General features: G+C 48.2%; 14 protein-coding genes. 4 read left to right on the top strand and 10 right to left on the bottom strand.

Annotated features, from left to right (window positions below):
* The first annotated feature begins 6 nt into the window (after positions 1–6).
* Positions 7–1,404, top strand: coding sequence for an SLC13 family permease (locus MZO40_RS11725; protein ID WP_050339007.1), 1,398 nt, complete (start codon positions 7–9; stop codon positions 1,402–1,404).
* A 1,088-nt stretch (positions 1,405–2,492) separates the two neighbouring features.
* Here the strand turns inward: MZO40_RS11725 and MZO40_RS11730 are convergent.
* Complete coding sequence (locus MZO40_RS11730; protein ID WP_065674535.1) at positions 2,493–3,827, bottom strand: gluconate:H+ symporter; 1,335 nt, start codon at positions 3,825–3,827, stop codon at positions 2,493–2,495.
* Positions 3,828–4,073: 246 nt separating this feature from the next.
* Here MZO40_RS11730 and MZO40_RS11735 point away from each other — a divergent pair, with 246 nt between their 5' ends.
* Together MZO40_RS11735 and MZO40_RS11740 are read left to right on the top strand one after the other, a co-directional pair.
* The gene (locus MZO40_RS11735) at positions 4,074–5,288 is read left to right on the top strand and encodes a mandelate racemase/muconate lactonizing enzyme family protein (protein WP_105961733.1); all 1,215 of its coding nucleotides are present in this window, start codon (positions 4,074–4,076) and stop codon (positions 5,286–5,288) included.
* 16 nt (positions 5,289–5,304) lie between these two features.
* On the top strand, positions 5,305–6,447 hold the full coding sequence (locus MZO40_RS11740; protein ID WP_252133296.1) for a lactonase family protein: 1,143 nt from the start codon (positions 5,305–5,307) through the stop codon (positions 6,445–6,447).
* 72 nt (positions 6,448–6,519) lie between these two features.
* Here the strand turns inward: MZO40_RS11740 and MZO40_RS11745 are convergent, their stop codons facing one another.
* From MZO40_RS11745 to MZO40_RS11770, 6 genes are all read right to left on the bottom strand, one after another.
* Positions 6,520–7,188, bottom strand: coding sequence for a histidine phosphatase family protein (locus MZO40_RS11745; protein WP_050339011.1), 669 nt, complete (start codon positions 7,186–7,188; stop codon positions 6,520–6,522).
* A gap of 133 nt (positions 7,189–7,321) precedes the next feature.
* Entirely contained in the window at positions 7,322–7,885 is a 564-nt protein-coding gene (locus MZO40_RS11750; RefSeq protein WP_122217945.1) for a GNAT family N-acetyltransferase, read from the bottom strand.
* Positions 7,886–7,938: 53 nt separating this feature from the next.
* The gene (locus tag MZO40_RS11755) at positions 7,939–8,703 is read right to left on the bottom strand and encodes a YibE/F family protein (RefSeq protein ID WP_050339013.1); all 765 of its coding nucleotides are present in this window, start codon (positions 8,701–8,703) and stop codon (positions 7,939–7,941) included.
* Complete coding sequence (locus tag MZO40_RS11760; protein WP_286208176.1) at positions 8,700–9,842, bottom strand: YibE/F family protein; 1,143 nt, start codon at positions 9,840–9,842, stop codon at positions 8,700–8,702. Before MZO40_RS11760 ends, MZO40_RS11755 begins: the two co-directional genes overlap by 4 nt.
* Positions 9,843–9,981: 139 nt before the next feature.
* Entirely contained in the window at positions 9,982–10,992 is a 1,011-nt protein-coding gene (locus MZO40_RS11765) for a hypothetical protein (RefSeq protein WP_088769896.1), read from the bottom strand.
* A gap of 372 nt (positions 10,993–11,364) precedes the next feature.
* Entirely contained in the window at positions 11,365–12,129 is a 765-nt protein-coding gene (locus tag MZO40_RS11770; RefSeq protein WP_101873907.1) for a flavodoxin family protein, read from the bottom strand.
* Between the two features lie 353 nt (positions 12,130–12,482).
* Between MZO40_RS11770 and MZO40_RS11775 the strand changes: the two genes are divergently transcribed.
* Positions 12,483–12,809, top strand: coding sequence for a metalloregulator ArsR/SmtB family transcription factor (locus MZO40_RS11775; RefSeq protein ID WP_050339017.1), 327 nt, complete (start codon positions 12,483–12,485; stop codon positions 12,807–12,809).
* A 172-nt stretch (positions 12,810–12,981) separates the two neighbouring features.
* On the opposite strand, the gene MZO40_RS11780 is transcribed toward MZO40_RS11775, so the two are convergent.
* The 3 genes from MZO40_RS11780 to MZO40_RS11790 all read right to left on the bottom strand — a co-directional run bounded on the left by MZO40_RS11780 (position 12,982) and on the right by MZO40_RS11790 (position 16,129).
* Positions 12,982–13,860: an RluA family pseudouridine synthase gene (locus tag MZO40_RS11780; protein ID WP_105961137.1), complete on the bottom strand. Its 879-nt coding sequence runs from the start codon at positions 13,858–13,860 to the stop codon at positions 12,982–12,984.
* Between the two features lie 38 nt (positions 13,861–13,898).
* Complete coding sequence (gene recQ / locus MZO40_RS11785) at positions 13,899–15,710, bottom strand: DNA helicase RecQ (RefSeq protein WP_050339019.1); 1,812 nt, start codon at positions 15,708–15,710, stop codon at positions 13,899–13,901.
* Positions 15,711–15,931: 221 nt separating this feature from the next.
* The gene (locus MZO40_RS11790; protein ID WP_050339020.1) at positions 15,932–16,129 is read right to left on the bottom strand and encodes a helix-turn-helix domain-containing protein; all 198 of its coding nucleotides are present in this window, start codon (positions 16,127–16,129) and stop codon (positions 15,932–15,934) included.
* Positions 16,130–16,263: the final 134 nt, after the last annotated feature.

The raw sequence follows: 16,263 nt of genomic DNA on the forward strand, positions 1-16,263 counted from the left end.
GCCATTATGAAACATACTAAATGGATTGCGGGCTTGGTCGGTATTATTCTTGGTTTGATCATTACATTCGCGATTCCGACGCCCCACGGCCTGACCCATGCTGGGATGGTCGTCTTGGCATCGTTAGTCACCGCCAATATTTTCTGGATTTTTAATGTCATTCCAAGCTTTGCCACTGGGCTGTTGATGTTGTCTTCATGGGTTATTTTAGGCGCAACCGACTTTCCAACGGCTTTCAATATTTTCTCGACCACAACGATGTGGATTATTATTGGTGGCCTGGGATTAGGTGCTGCTGCGACTAAAACTGGATTGATTAATCGAATCGCTTTGAAAATTATGTCGTGGTTTCCCGCTAACTTTAGTGGTCAAACTTTAGCACTCTTTACGGCTGGGACAATCATTTCACCGATGATTCCAAGTGCCCATCCCAAAACAGCGATGAGTACCCCGATTGCCCAGGGGATTAGCAACGCACTCGGCTATAAACCAATGAGTAAGGGAAGTTCCGGCTTGTTTCTGGCCGCCATCTGGGGATTTCTGGTCATGGAAGCTAGTTTTCTGAGTGCGACTGCTCAGAACTACGCTTTCAAAGGGTTATTACCCAATAAATTTCAATCAGTATTAAGTTGGGGCAATTGGTTCATTATGATGTTGCCATGGACGCTTATCGCACTAGTTGGTGGTTTCTTCCTCTTGCGGTTCTTATTTAGACCACATAACGATCAAACCGTTTCTAAAGCGTTCATCAATCAACAACTCACGGACCTAGGACCAATGTCGCGGGAAGAAAAAATCACTGGTGGTGTCATTCTCGTTGCAATCGTCTTCTGGATTCTCGAATCAACCGTCAACATTCCGGCCGCGGTCACCGCACTTGTCGGCGTCAGTGTCTTAGTTGCCACAAAGGTTCTGACCCCTAATGACTTCAAAACCCGCTTAAGTTGGAATACGATTATCTTCATCGGGACCGTGATGGCTTTAGGAAACGTTATGCAAACGGTCGGCTTAACTACCTGGCTTCGTGTCATCTTAAAACCAGTCATCAGCCCAATCTTAGGCAATATTTGGATTACCGTCATTGCACTGCCAATCATTATCTACATCTGCAAGTTTGTCGTGGTTTCCTTAATCTCCACAGGGACTTTAATTATTATCGCACTACTGCCATTTTTCCAAACCACCCCGTTCAACCCAGCCGTAATCGTCTTCATCGTGACGACCAGTGTCAATATTTGGCTCTTGTCCTACATGGATGCACCTTTCCTAACTGGATCGGCTGCGGTTAATAACTCGATGGCTTCTAAACGCTCATTAGCCACTTCTTCACTCGGCTACATGGTGATCAACATCGTTGGCTTGCTCTGCTGCGTGCCCGTTTGGCAATTACTTGGTGTCGTATAATCCGATATTCGATACTTCATACTCGTTTAGCGCTACTGTGGCTAAACGAGTTTTTTTGCGGCATTATTACTTCAGGTCAAGTTCATCGTGAGACGCCATTATCATCTAATATTAAAGGTGATTCAATCATGCTACTTCTAAGTTCAAGAGCTGCCAGCTGTGACCCGCTGGAAACAAAGCGAGTTCACGTAAACTTGCTGTTGTAGGTTCGTCCTAGGCCGGCTTCCAGGCATTCTGGGCAATGGCCGTAACGTGGTGGACACAGATTTAAGCCGACAACCCACGTCTTAAATACTGGTCTTTCACTAACCAAGCCAAAGACGCTTGCTAAGTGAAATTTCACAACTGGGCCTTACCCAGAACACCTTCCAGCCGGGATTGTATTCGAAAGGCAGACATGTGTGGGCCAAACTTTTTAAAGATTGATCACTGACTCATATAACGGTACAGCTGTTATATGACTATCAGATTTGTTTTGGCTAAAACTTTTGCTTAATCATTAGGCTATCGTCTAGTGTCGTCAGTACAGGAGTGTCTGGATTATTATCCCTTACTTGATACGTTTTCGAATCAGACTAAATATGAACTAGTCATTAATGCTTTGAAATCAGTAATCCTGTCACTTACCGACAAGGTAGTTTCGATTAGATTCGCTCAACAAAATCTTGACTTGCAAATTCCAGATGAGTTTTATTGCCAATTGTACCCAGATAGGTGGCCGTTCATCCGCTATTCGAGCGGCTTCCCGATCGGAGGGGCTGGCTGACAATGCTCAAGGGCGAAGTTCTTCTTGTCCGGGTGAACTTTCCGGGCTAGAAGAAGACTCGTATTTGAAATTGCGCAGTGGTCTTCTGCGTGAGTTCAAATCGATGTCCGCCCTGTTCCAGCGTTGTCAGCCAGCCCTGGAGGTCGGAATAAGACGCACCCCAGTTGACGAACAAGAATCTACAAACTGGTATGATTCATGACAAAATACTGGGACAATTATTTCATAAATACAGATGCATTCTGCCCCATAAACTAAAAAATTGGCAGGCAATCGCACTGTCAATTCCTCTAAATTTATATTGTCTCACGACACGTGCTTGCTAGAACAGCAACGACAGCCCCAGTACACAGCCCAGACCCACGACTGACATGAGCATCGTTAATGGCGTCCAAGTAAGCAACGTTTCTTTGAGGCTCAAATCGAAATACTGCTTGATCATCCAGAAACCGGCGCCGTTAACGTGGTCACAAAATACTGAACCAGCACCCACCGCCAATACCATTAGTGCAGGATTGACACCAGTGGCTTGCATCAGTGGCACCGCTAGTCCCGCACCAGTCAAGGCCGCCACGGTAGTCGACCCAATGCAGACACGTAAAACGGCAGTCATGATCCAAGCTGCGATAATTGGGGACCAATGAACGGATGAAAATAAAGTCGCTACATACTTGGCAACACCACCCGTAACCAGGACCTGCTTGAAGGCGCCACCACCACCGATAATAAACAACATCATCGCAATTTGTTCAACGGCGGTACGCATGGATTGTCCTAACCTTTTCATTGGCACGTGTCGCCGAATCCCTAACGTATAAATTGCTAACAATAATGACAGCAACATGGCGCTATCCGGTGAGCCAATCAGTTGAATGACTTGATCAGGCAACGTTTTGGCCGATAACAAATACTTTGAAATCGTTGCACCGGCAATTAAAATAATCGGCATCGTTGCGGTGACAATACTGATGCCAAAACCAGGCGTATCTGCAAGTTCGAAGGGATGGTAATCACCAAGGACTTTGTTGGTCGTTTTAATATGATAGGCGCTCGGATAAAGCCGATGTAGAACATGGTTGTAGACTGGTCCAGTAATAATAACCGTTGGGATTGCGGCCAAAATGCCTAAGACCAGCACGTGTCCTAGTGGTGCGTTGAAAATTGCAGCAATCGCCACTGGAGCCGGATGCGGTGGTAAAAAGGCATGGGCAACGTTCAATGCAGCCGCCATTGGGATGGCCAAATAAAGCATCGCAATTCCTAGCTCGTTGGCAATTACAAACACGATTGGCAACAAAACGACCAGACCGACTTCAAAGAACAATGCTAAGCCAATAATGAATGAAGCCAAAACAATCGCCCATTCAATCTGCCGCCGACCAAACTTTTCACTTAACACCATCGCAATCCGGTAACCAGCACCTGAATCCGCAATCAGCCGGCCTAGCATCGCTCCAAGTCCGAAAACAATTGCCAAGCTACCTAGCTGACTACCAATGCCATTTTCAATTACCGTGTTGATTTTCGTAATAGGAATCCCTAATAAGAGACCAACCAAAGTCGACACAATAATCAACGCGACAAAGGTGTTCAACTTCAACTTAACAATCAATAACACTAAAATCGCAACACCTAACGCAATAATGAACAATGGCATTCCGCTCACCCCTTAATATGTGATGTATTTCACTTTACTTTTCAAAAAAATAAATCATCGACCTGATTTATTCAATAGCTATTTTAATTCACCTTGTTAATTTTTATTCTAGCGGTGTTTTGGCAAAGATCACAGCAACGATTGGTTCGCCTGCGGTCCGTTTGCTCTCTGTAGAATAATTCACAAGGTATCTATAATAATTATTGAAAGCGTTTTATCAACCACAATATTACTGGAGGTCTTTTCATGAAAATTATTAGTGCCGATGTCATGCAAGTTCCAAGTGCAGATCCAAGCTTCAGTGGTAATTCTAAGGGATCCACAGAAGATTGGTCCCCAATCGTCCTGCGTCTTAATACCGACGCGGGCATCTCTGGCTTTGGTGAAGCCGGGTTAGCTTACGGTAAAGGTTGGCGGGGTGGCCTCGGGATGCTACGCGATTTCTGCCACGTCATTATTGGTGAAGATCCATTAAATATTGAAAAGATTTGGCACCAATTACAAACGACGACTTACTGGGGGTTGGCCGGCGGTGTCGTCGTCAACTCAGCAATCAGTGCCATCGATATTGCACTCTGGGATATTAAAGGTAAGTATTATCGCACCCCTATCTACCAGTTACTCGGTGGCAAAACCAATGACCACCTGCGCACTTACGCCAGTCAGTTGCAGTACAACTGGGGCGCCCATATCGAAAAAGAACGCCTACTTACTCCTGAAGATTACGCGGAAGTAACTCGTAAAGTCATGAGTGAAGGCTACGACGCCCTCAAGTTTGACCCAATTATTTTCAGTGACCAGCCAGATGGCGGTGGGCAGTGGCCGACGACTGGTCCCCTCACGACCAAGGTCATGAAAACAACCTATGATCGGGTTAAAGCCATGCGAGATGCTGGTGGCGATGATTTAGACATTATTATTGATATGCACGCCAATACCGATACGACTGCGGCAATTCAAATCGGTCAATTGTTGGAACCATTACACATCTGGTATTACGAAGAACCCGTCAGCCCACTCAATCCAGATAATACCTTGGAAGTTGCGCAACACGTCAATATTCCAATTGCTGCCGGTGAACGGGTCTTCACTCGCTGGGGATTCCGCGAACTTTTCGAAAAACGTGCCATCAAGGTCGTCCAACCCGATTTATGCTTATGTGGCGGAATTTCAGAGGCTAAAAAAATCTGCGATATGGCTGAAGTTTACGATATCAATGCGCAGATCCACGTTTGCGGAAGTCCAATCGCGACGGCTGCCGCACTCCAAACCGAAGCGGCCATCTCCAACTTCGTAATTCATGAACAGTATCAACGTGCGCTTAATGAAAACGACCGTAAAACTTGTATTCACGATTACCAACCTGAAAATGGCTTCTTCAAAGTTCCTGATCTCCCTGGACTAGGCCAAGAATTGACCCCAGAAGCCATTGCTAAATCACAAATCTTCACAGTCGAATAAAAAAGGAGTCTTAAACATGTTAGATAAATTTTTAATCGGTGGTTATACGAGTGATAACTATACGCCAAACAACCAATCTGAAGGTATTTACGTTGCTACACTGGATACCGAACAAGCTAAGATCGTCTCAATCGAGCCATACGTCAAATTAGATAATCCAGCGTTTTTCAATTTTGACCCTGCCAACGATCAACATAAATTAGTGACTGTTTTAACTCAGAATGAAAATACAGGTGGTGTTGGTGTGATTGACGCCACAGCCGATGCCGGAAAATTGATTGATACCAAGATGTTGGACCAAAATGGTGTCACACCAGCCTATGAAGCCTACGATACCGCAACTAACCGGTACTTCTGGAACGAATTAAGTTACACCGTGCCATCATACATTTTCCTAGATGCGACGCGCAGAATCATCTTTGCCGCTAACTACAATACTAACGCGGTTCACACGTTCAAATTGGACGACCAGTGGCATATTAGCGAACAGCACAACTATCCAATTGAAGGTTCGGGGCCAGAAGTCGAGCAAGACCACGCTCACATTCACTTTACCCGATTATTACCAGACGGCCGCTTAATCGTCTGCGGACTTGGTTGCGATAAACTATTCGTCTATGACGTCGCTGACAACGGTGAATTAACCTTAGTCACTGCCTTCAGCACCAAGCCAGGATTCGGGCCACGGCAGATTGCAATCGCCCAAAAATCGAACCATATTTACGTCCTTGGCGAAGTTGCCAGTCGGGTGGCAGTTGCTGAATATGACCACGCTACTGGTCGAATCACCTGGTTAAATGACTATTCCAATATTCCTGAAGGCTACGTTGGTCATAATGGCTCTGCCGCGATTCGTTTATCCGCAGACGAGCAATTCCTGTACGTGACGAACCGGGGGCACAACTCGTTAGCCGTCTACCGAATTTTTGACGATGGGCGTCAACTTGAAAAGATTCAACAAATCAAGACTGAAGGGGTCTTCCCTCGTGACTTTGGTTTGAGCAAGGATAACCATTTCTTACTCTGCGCTAATCAGAACAGTAACGAACTGATCCTCTACCGGCGCGACCCAGAATCAGGCTTTCTCAGCGTGGCTCAGCGGCACATCAAGCATGATGCTTGTGTGCGGGTCTTAGAAGCAACAGATTTTCTTGGGTAATTAAGTTAAATAAAGGAGCTAGTATCCACATGCGTTTATCGCACTGATACTAGCTCCTTTATACTTGCCACCCTATTCCAAATACGTCGTCTCATTCCAACGGGTCAATTCAAACTGGCGGTTATCAGGGGTTGATAATACCGTCAGACTGTCATTATCGACGATACCATGGCCGACCGTTTTCATCTCCTGACCATTGATGATAAACGGTGCTCGTAATTTGGCCAACGGCACGCCCATCAGCGCCTTGACTGTCATCGTGGTGACCAGTCCGTGTGAAACGACCAATAGTGGCTTGGCGTTAGACACACCGACCTGATCGACTAGTCGATGGATCGTGCCTGTGATTCGGGACACAAATGTCGCATAGTCCTCACCACCACCTGCTAATTCGGGCTGATACTCGGCGGGACTCGTGAAAATCATTGGTGCGTAAGATTGTGGCTGAACCTCGTCTTCTTTCAAGCCATCCCAATCACCAAAATCGAACTCACGAAGACCGTCGTCGACCTGGATCTCAGGTTGCCAATGATTGGCTGCGACGATGTATTTGGCCGTATCCAACGCCCGTTGTTGCGGACTGCTATACACGGCTGAAAATTCAACGTTTTGTAGATAAGTCCCCGCTGCTTTGGCGCCGGCAATACCACTTTCGACCAGTGGCGAGTCCGCCCGGCCGCCTTGAAACCGGTGTTCCAAGTTATACTGCGTTCGGCCGTGACGAATAAAATAAATCTGCATGACACGTTCACCTTCCTAATTTGCTCATAATCTAAGTTTAACCGTCTGACCTCAAATATTCAAAGAATGCTGGGCCTAATCAGGTCAAAAAAATACCGTGGTCGATAACTAACAACCACGGTTTTAGTCATTTTTATAGTGATTTTACCAGGTGCTGATACGGATGAGTCCCAATCATGAGCTGCCCATCCGCCGTAAACCCGTAGCGGTGGTATAACTTTGCCGCCCGCGGATTACCGTCATCAACATTCAGACTCAGCTTGTGCGCCCCCAGCTCACCAACTAATTGTGGGAGTGCGTCCAACAATGCACTGCCGACGCCGTGTCCCTGAGCTTTAGGGTCAACCGCTAACATACTCAGGTACCATTCGCCCGGTCGCGTCTCCCCGCCTAGTTCCAAGGGTGCTTCAAAACCAGCGTGCTGACCAGATGTCTGCCGCAACAAGTCATTAACGGCCACTTCATTTTGTGCGAGATGCCCAAAGGCCACGCCCGCGACTCGGTCATCGATCACAGCCACAAACGTCTGTGCTAACCCGTCCAAATTAGCAGGCTGCTGGTACAACGTCGTCAACATCGCATTTAAATCAGCATCACTGACCCGTTTGAGCACTGGCATCTCCATATCTCGATAAATCATCGCAATCAACGGTGCAATCTGCGCCGCGTCTTGCGGTGTTGCAATTCGAATTTCCATAAGAACAACGCTCCCACTTGTTTTCTTAACCCTAGCAAATCTACTGGCGAGCGTCAATCGTTGTGTTTAGCCTGCTGCCGATGCTGAACCGTCATCACCCATGTCGTGACGGGCACGACCAGGATGACGCCAATCAGTGAAAATAAAACCATCAGGACTTCGGCGACAAATATTTTATTATTGATGACACTACCAAATGAGTAATGTAACCCCGAGAACCAAATAAACAGGGCTAAAAAGCCACCAAAGAAGCCAAAGAAAAGCGTATTAAACGTCGTCCCGATAATCTGCTTACCAATGCTGATACCATCAATGTAAAGTCGTTTAGTTGGCAGCTGCGGATGTTGTGCCAAGATTTCACTCAATCCCGCCGCAATCGCAATCGCCGCCTCAGCAATCGCACCCAACGTACTCAAAATTGCTTCGGTGACCGCGACGCCAATAAACGAGACCCCGATTGCCAACGACATGCCTTCCAGGTCCTCACTGTCCTCTAGGCTAAATCCTTGGGCCATGATCCAATTTTCGACCGGAAAAATAATCAGGACTAAAATCACCATGACAATCAACGCCGCCATATAGGCCGGTTTGGCAGCGACCTCATTCGCCTCACCGAAGAAAATCGTGAAGGCTAAAATAATCGTGCCAATCACGAGTGAGACGCCCATCGCTGGAAAGCCCCACGAAATCAATACGACGGCCAAAAATAGCAAGCCAAAGTTAAATAGCAAGCTTAGAAAGGCGGTCGCACCAGTCTTACCGCCAATCAACGTCATCAGTCCGAATAGAATCAGCCCAAGCACGGTAATCGTGTTCATGCGACCACCTCCTTAGGCATCAAGCGGCTGGCTAACCAACTGGCGACCGGAATCGCGAGGACAATCCCAATTCCTGAAATCAGGCTTTGAACCATCCCGAGCGACATGTTCATCGTGAAGGTGTAACCCCAGCTATTGCCGTTGCACAAGTACAATAAGGTCATCGCAAACGTATCGGCCATAAAAATCAGAAAGAGCACATTAATCAGTGGTCCCATAATTGAGCGGCCAATCTGAATGCCCGACTTAAAGACTTGTCGTGGGGCAATATCTGGTCGTTCCGTCTTCAGCTGAAAGAGTGACGCCACAATATCCGTGGATTCGTCCATGACGGCTCCCAGCGAGCCCAGAACCGTTTCCACCAAAAAGAGCGGCCGCGGGACCTGGGTCACATATTGCATCGATTCGTAGGTCACCCCACGTTCATGGGTCACCGCAAAGACAATCAGGCTGATGATCACAGCTAACCCGGTCCCGGCCATGGTCGCCCCCAACGTCACGACCATCTGGCGGCTGAACCCCAAGACCAGCCACAGTGTCAGAACGGCAAACAGCACCGCTAACACCCCGAATAGCAAGTAAATATGACCCCCGTTAGTTGCGAGGTCAATTTGAATCGCCGCATAAAATAAAACGGCGTTTAGTGCCACGCTTAAAAACGCCATCAGCCCACTGAAACGCATGATTAGTAACAGTAACGCAAGCGCTAACCACGCCACGAATGCGAGCGCGGTATCACGTTTGAGCCCCTGAATCGTGACTGCATTGTGCTGACTACTAGGAATACGCAAGAAGACTTGGTCGCCGACACGGTAGGGTTGATCCATCGCGCCAGACCGCGTGTAAGTATTCTTGATGCGATAAGTCCGACCCCGGTGCGCTTTATTGAGGACACGGACCGTTACCATTTGGACCAGCGTCTTATCCTTATTCTCAAACTCATCCGTCGTCGTACTGCGGTCGGTGGTCTGAACATGAGTGACCTGCGCGACCGTCTGATGATAAAGTCCGGCGTTGACGCGGGTCAGCCCCACTCCAATCAATCCGAGGACAATCACCACGAGCGTCAACCACCAACCCCATCGCTGTTTGATTCGCTGTTTCACATTTTCACCTTTTTTCACTTCAATGGTTCTCAGTGTAGCACGCGCCTAGTTGACAGACCGCTTTGAATCGCAATCTTTACCAGAACCTAAGCTTCTACCTGGCAAAGTCAATGGGCAACTGGGGCTACCCGGTTCTGGCTTTGGCAAGCGCCATCACCGCTAACATCGGCTTTCAGTCTGCTTGCGCCTCGACTTGGACTCGGAGCGCTTTGAGCAACGCCACTTCGTCTTCATCGTGCAGACGTTGCGCTAGTTTGAGGCCCTTTTCAATCAGTGTCAACGCCGCTGCTGGCTGTTGGTGGACACGCCATTCGTATACGGCAGTTAATTTGTAGTGCGCTAACGGCTGATGACGACGCAAAATCTGTTGGACGCCATCGTCCTGATACCAGGCAATAATTTGCGGTTCACGATGATTCGTGAGTAAATTCCAATACAACGTCGCATCTAAGTACCGCGCTAAATCAGCCGGTGGCAACGTATTAAAACTCGGTTCCAGCCGCGCCAATCCCGCCAATAATTCAGGGGTATCGAGACCATGTTGAACGCCCCACGCCAAAATCAGCCAGGCTTGACGAACGACCAAATAGTTACGATTGCCGCCGTCTCTGGGCATCACAATCATGCTGGCATCCAAATCACGCACACTCCCCGTCTGCACTTTGATGGCTGCTGCGACCGCCGTCACATAGGCCGCCGTCATCGCAGCGGTTGACGCACGCGCCTGCCGAAACTCCTGACCTGCCGTCGGATAGCCGTGCAAGTTCATTGGCAGTAGTTGAGCGGCCTTCAACGTGTTGACCCAAATCCAGATGATAAAGGCAAACAACCATAAGTCGAAGCTAAACTTGAACTGGTTCAGCGTAATCAAGCTCAACATGACTGTTAATAAGTTCAATAAGCCACCGCTAAAACAGTAAATCGCGTGATTGAAGCGTTTGGCATCCGCTGGCGGCATCGCCACTAAGTGCGGATGACGCGTTAAGGGGCGTTCCAGCTTCCAATGGCCTTGAAAATGACTGAGTTGCAGTCGAAAGCCCGCGATACGTACGATTCGCGCACCAATCAGGCGAAACCCAATCCACTGGCCGAGCCAATAAATCAAGGTGGCACCGAACTCACTGGCAATCAACGCCAGTCCGAGCCATCCGACCGTTTCAATAAATTGTCCCACTGCTTGCATAGGTTACCTCCTCGTAAATATTTCTAAATTTATATGTGGCGTACTCGTTTGATTCAGCAATCATTAGCTGGCCATGATGCCTGCCGCAACGTCATCGTGTCGGCGGCTGACCATTGATTGCTGGCGAGTCTGCTCCTAATTTGACCATAATACCAATTTCAATTATACGCGTTGTTCCGCAATTGAGGTACCAGCTTTCTAGGCGCCAAATCAGACGATAAGTGTTCTCATTATAGCAAAACAAGCGACTGCCAGACGATGAAAACGCCCGGAGTCGCTTGTTTGATAAGCACATGATAATTTTATTTATGTTGATAAATAATGACAATGAATCATGAACTGCACCAGTCCAAGTCACAATCTGACTTTTGTTTAACGCCGCCGATGTTTAACAACCGTAAAGAAGTGCAGAATCATCGCTAATAAAACGTAGAAGACGACGACAAAGACGCCGTAGTACGCCCAGAAGTTATTCAACGGAATAAATTGCTGGATTCCAGCCTCAATCCCCATTGTCAGTAATGCCATGACGGCAATCATAAAGAATAATTGAATATAACGTTTCACTGTACTGTCATCCCTTTCCTTCTTATGCGCAGCGCGTGCGCCCACTCGTTCACATTCGGCTTGCTTAGCCGCACTAATCGTCTGCATGCCCCAAGTATTCGTCACCACAATTTCGCGTAATTTAATTAAACCACCCATTGTTAAAAACTTATCGAGCGTCTTAAACGCCGCATCGGTGACACCAGTGAGATAGTTTTCAATTCCACCAGCATAACAGTCCGTAATCGTCACATAGTGCTTGTTCTTAAACCGGTCTGGCACGGCATCACCAACCGAGTTAAACCGCGCGATTCGTCCCCGAAAACAGTCGCAAAAATTCTTCATGACCCCGGACAAGCTGCCCAGATAAGTCGGTGCTGCCAGGACCCAGACGTCTGCGGCTAGCAGTTTAGCTTCCAATTTGTCCAAACTTGGATTTGATTGGTTATCATAATCTGGGCGTAATTGGTAGTCATTGAGGTCGACAAGTTCGGTCTCAGCACTGGCCGACGCCCCCTTTAACACCGCTTTCAATAATTGAGCAGTCACCCCATCTGATCGATGAGCGCCCAATATTCCAATAACTTTCACCACAACCACTCCTTTTTGAATATCAAATATACTTATATTTTAACGCATTTCAACATAAAAATATGGTTATCAAACGAACAATAATCATTAAACCCGCTAATCGTATTCACTTTTAACAAAAAGGTTTGACAATCGATTAATGACTTGCTTTAATTATACATAAGTACGAACGTGCAAATAATACCTAGTCTACCTGACAACTTGTAGGCTTTCAATGTCTTGTATTTTCCAAGGCCGGGCAAATCGCCCACGATTAAAGTTGTCACACCAACACTTAACACCTATTTTAGCGTACTGCCGATGGGGGAAATTGGCTCTTAAGTGTAAATTGAATTTGAAAGGACGCAGTCACCATGGCTAATTTTCAACAATCCGAAACGGCACTCACTGAAAGTGCCACATTAATCAATATTTTTGCCGAAAAGATTCGGCGTCAAATTATCATTGCATTGGGGAACAGTGATAACGGACTCAACGTGACGGATATTACTGCCCTGGTCAACATTTCGCGGCCAGCCGTATCACACCACTTGCGTTTGATGCGTGAAGCCGGCGTGATCGATATGCGGAGCAACGGGGTCGAACATATCTATTTTCTGACCTTAACTGCGCCATTGCAGCAGTTGCAGTCGACCATTGCCACGTTAACAGCGGACAATGCCACACTGGGAAATGCTTAAAGGCGCCATCTACTAAAAAAGACCTGCACACTAGGAATTTACCTTGGTGTGCAGGTCTTTTTTAGTCCGGGTCAGTTACGTCAGCTTGGCTTGACCGAACCCGATTTTTATATTCATTAAGTCGTTACCACACTTACTGCAGTCGCCATCGACCGCGATTAAACGCAACTTATTACTTGTTCAACGCTTGCAAGTCTGCCGGTAATGGTGCCTCGAACCGTCGGGTCTGTTCGGCAAACGGGTCATAAAATTGCAAACTGGCCGCATGCAGCGCCTGGCGCTTGATCCAGGTCTGATTACCGTCATACAGAGCGTCGCCGAGCAAGGGATGTCCGAGCGCCGACAAGTGTACGCGAATCTGATGCGTCCGCCCCGTCACCAACTGGAGTCGAACCCGGCTAACGGCGTGCGCTAACGTCGACGTCTCAACCTTGTAGGTCGTGATGGCACGCTGTCCGTTAGCCGTGACGCCACGTCTCGGACTGTCATCTAGTCGGCCAATCGGTTGGTCGATCGTCCCACTGGCTGGCGTTAAAGTGCCTTCAATCCAGGCCAAATAAGTTTTGACTAATTGGTCAGCCAACTTCGGGTCAGTTAACATCCCCTGTGCCACGTGATGCTTAGCCACCAAAACTAACCCACTCGTGTCACGGTCCAAGCGCGTGATCAGATGGGGTCGTTGATTAGGTGCCTGGGTCGCAACCAAATAACCCTTGATGCGATTGACCAAGGTATCCTCCCGATTGCTGGGGCCCGGCACACTCGTCAATCCAGCAGGCTTGTCGACCACCAACCAATTGGCGTCCTCATATTGGACTTGGAGCGGTTGATGGCTAACGGCAACCGTTTCATCTGCCGCCTCGTCTGGTAGCTGGATACCAGCGACATCGCCGGTATTAATGGTGATAACACCCGTTTTGGCCTGGTCGTTGACCAAAAAATCGCCTGCGCCGTGTTTGATGGCTTTAATGGTCCGCATACTGATGCCATGCTGCGTCAAAAAACGCTTCATCGCTAGTGGTTCCCCGTGGTGGGTCCAAGTAAATTGCATCGTTATGTCACCCTTCTCTTCAAATTACACGCCAACCGTTAGTCCGTCGCAGGTGTTTCAGCTTCGGTTGCCGCTTCAGCGTGCGCTGCTGCACGAATCGTCGCCATAAAGGTCTCACCATATTTTTCAAGCTTGCTAGCACCGACCCCTTTGACGGTGAGAAAGGCCTGATCATCTTCTGGCATGACTTCACACATCGAATGCAGCGTTTTGTCAGAGAAAATCACGAACGGTGGAACGCCCTGTTCTTCTGCCAATTGTCGCCGCAATGTCCGCAACTGTTCGAACAACGCACTGTTTTCAGGAACCGTCTGTTGAACGGTTTGCGCCGTTTTCCGGTGGACCGTCGTGTTACCTTTTAGCACGTCGACGCCACTCGCCGTTACCGTTAATGTCGGATATTGCCCGCCAACCGCTTGTAAATACCCACTGGCAGTCAAAAAGTCGATCAGTTCAACGACGGCTTTTTGGCGCTGACCGGACATTAAGCCGTACGTTGACAGGCCTTCGAGATGGGACTCGCGGATACGCTGATTATTGGCACCCGTCAAGACTTGCGCCACGACGCCTTTACCGAATCGCGAGTGCAGCCGCACGACACACGACAGGACTTGTTGGGCCGCCGTCGTGATGTCTTTAGCTTCCCGTTTATCCGTACAATTGCTACAACGCCCGCACGGCTCCGAGTCTTCACCGAAGTATTTCAAAATAAACTGCTGCAGACACCCCTGCGTATTCGCATAACGCGTCATCACTTGCAGCTTGCGATAGGCCAAATGGCGGTGTTCCGTGTCCATTTCGGATTCGTCAATGAAGTAATGTTGCAGCTGAATGTCGTTAGGCCGAAACAGTAAAATCGCTTCACTCGGCAGGCCATCCCGTCCAGCACGCCCAGCCTCTTGATAGTAAGCCTCCAGCGTTCCAGGCACCTGCGCGTGAATCACGAACCGGACGTTGCTTTTATCGATGCCCATCCCAAACGCGTTGGTCGCAACCATCACGTCGACACGGTCATATAAGAAATCTTCCTGATTATGCCGCCGTACTTCAGGGTCCAACCCAGCATGATAAGGGGTCGCATTGATGTGGTGTTTTTGAAGCAGGCTAGTGAGTCGCATGACTTCCTTACGGGTGCTGGCGTAGATGATGCCGGCTTCCCCATGGTTCACCTTTAAATAATCCAGGATATAGCGGTCCGTATCCTGATCCTTGACCACGGTCAAATCGAGATTATCACGCGCAAACCCGGTATTGACTTCATGTTGCGGATCAATGGCTAACCGACCGCAGATGTCAGCCGCCACTTGTTCGGTCGCGGTTGCGGTCAGTGCGAGCACTTGCGGATGAGTCGGCAACTGCTCGATCGCCGTACTCAACGCTAAGTAACTTGGCCGAAAATCGTGTCCCCATTGGGAAATACAGTGGGCTTCGTCGATTGCCAATAGTTGAATCGGTAGCCGCCCGAGCGCCTGAATGAAGTATTCCGAGTCCAACCGTTCTGGTGCGACGTAAAGCAAAGTATAGTCACCAGCGCGCAGTTCTTGTAACCGCTCATTGATGGCTTGAAAATCAAGTGAGCTATTGATAAACGTCGCGGCAATGCCGTTGTCATTTAACGCGTCAACTTGGTCCTTCATCAAGGAAATCAAAGGTGACACGACGACCGTGATGCCCTGAAATAGTAAGGCGGGAATCTGATAACAGAGTGATTTACCCCCACCAGTTGGCATGATGGCCAGCGTGTTTTCACCAGCTAACACTTGTTCAATGACCGCTTTTTGCCCGGGACGAAATTCATCATACCCAAACGTTGTCTTCAATACTTGCTGTGCCGCCGCTAAGTCAATCATCGCAGGTACTCTCCTTTTTGGAATTAATACTTTCATTCTACCGAGAATGGGACGCCATGACAAGAAGTGGCCCCGTTACCAACTAAATACGTCAAAACCATCCGAAGCCACGAAAGAAAATAAAAAACCTCTTCCACCATTGGAAAAGGTTCGGATAGGCTTAACGTTCCGCATGGCGTTAAGCCTCGTGACAGCCGTCGCTCCTATGTACAACGCTGTGTTTAATCTCGTTTTGGTCGGCCGCGGTGATCAACCAATCCTTCCATCCCCCGTTGCCGGTATTTCCGTACCCAGGTATACACTTGGGGGTATGAAACGTTGAAATGCTTGGCGGCTTCCTGATAGTCGTTGGCATGGTCCAACGTATACTTGACGATTGCAATTCGCTCTTCTAACGTGACGCGTCGTCCTCGATCCATGGCGCACGGCCTCCTCTCATTCACTAACTTTTATCATACCAAGACTTGCGAATTTTTTGTAGCATTTTTCCAACGAGTTTATCGATTCATTATTTTTTCAAGCAAACTTCACGACTGCTCAGGGGTCGATAGTG

Source organism: Lactiplantibacillus sp. B652, assembly GCF_023806745.1.
Lineage (GTDB): Bacteria > Bacillota > Bacilli > Lactobacillales > Lactobacillaceae > Lactiplantibacillus > Lactiplantibacillus pentosus.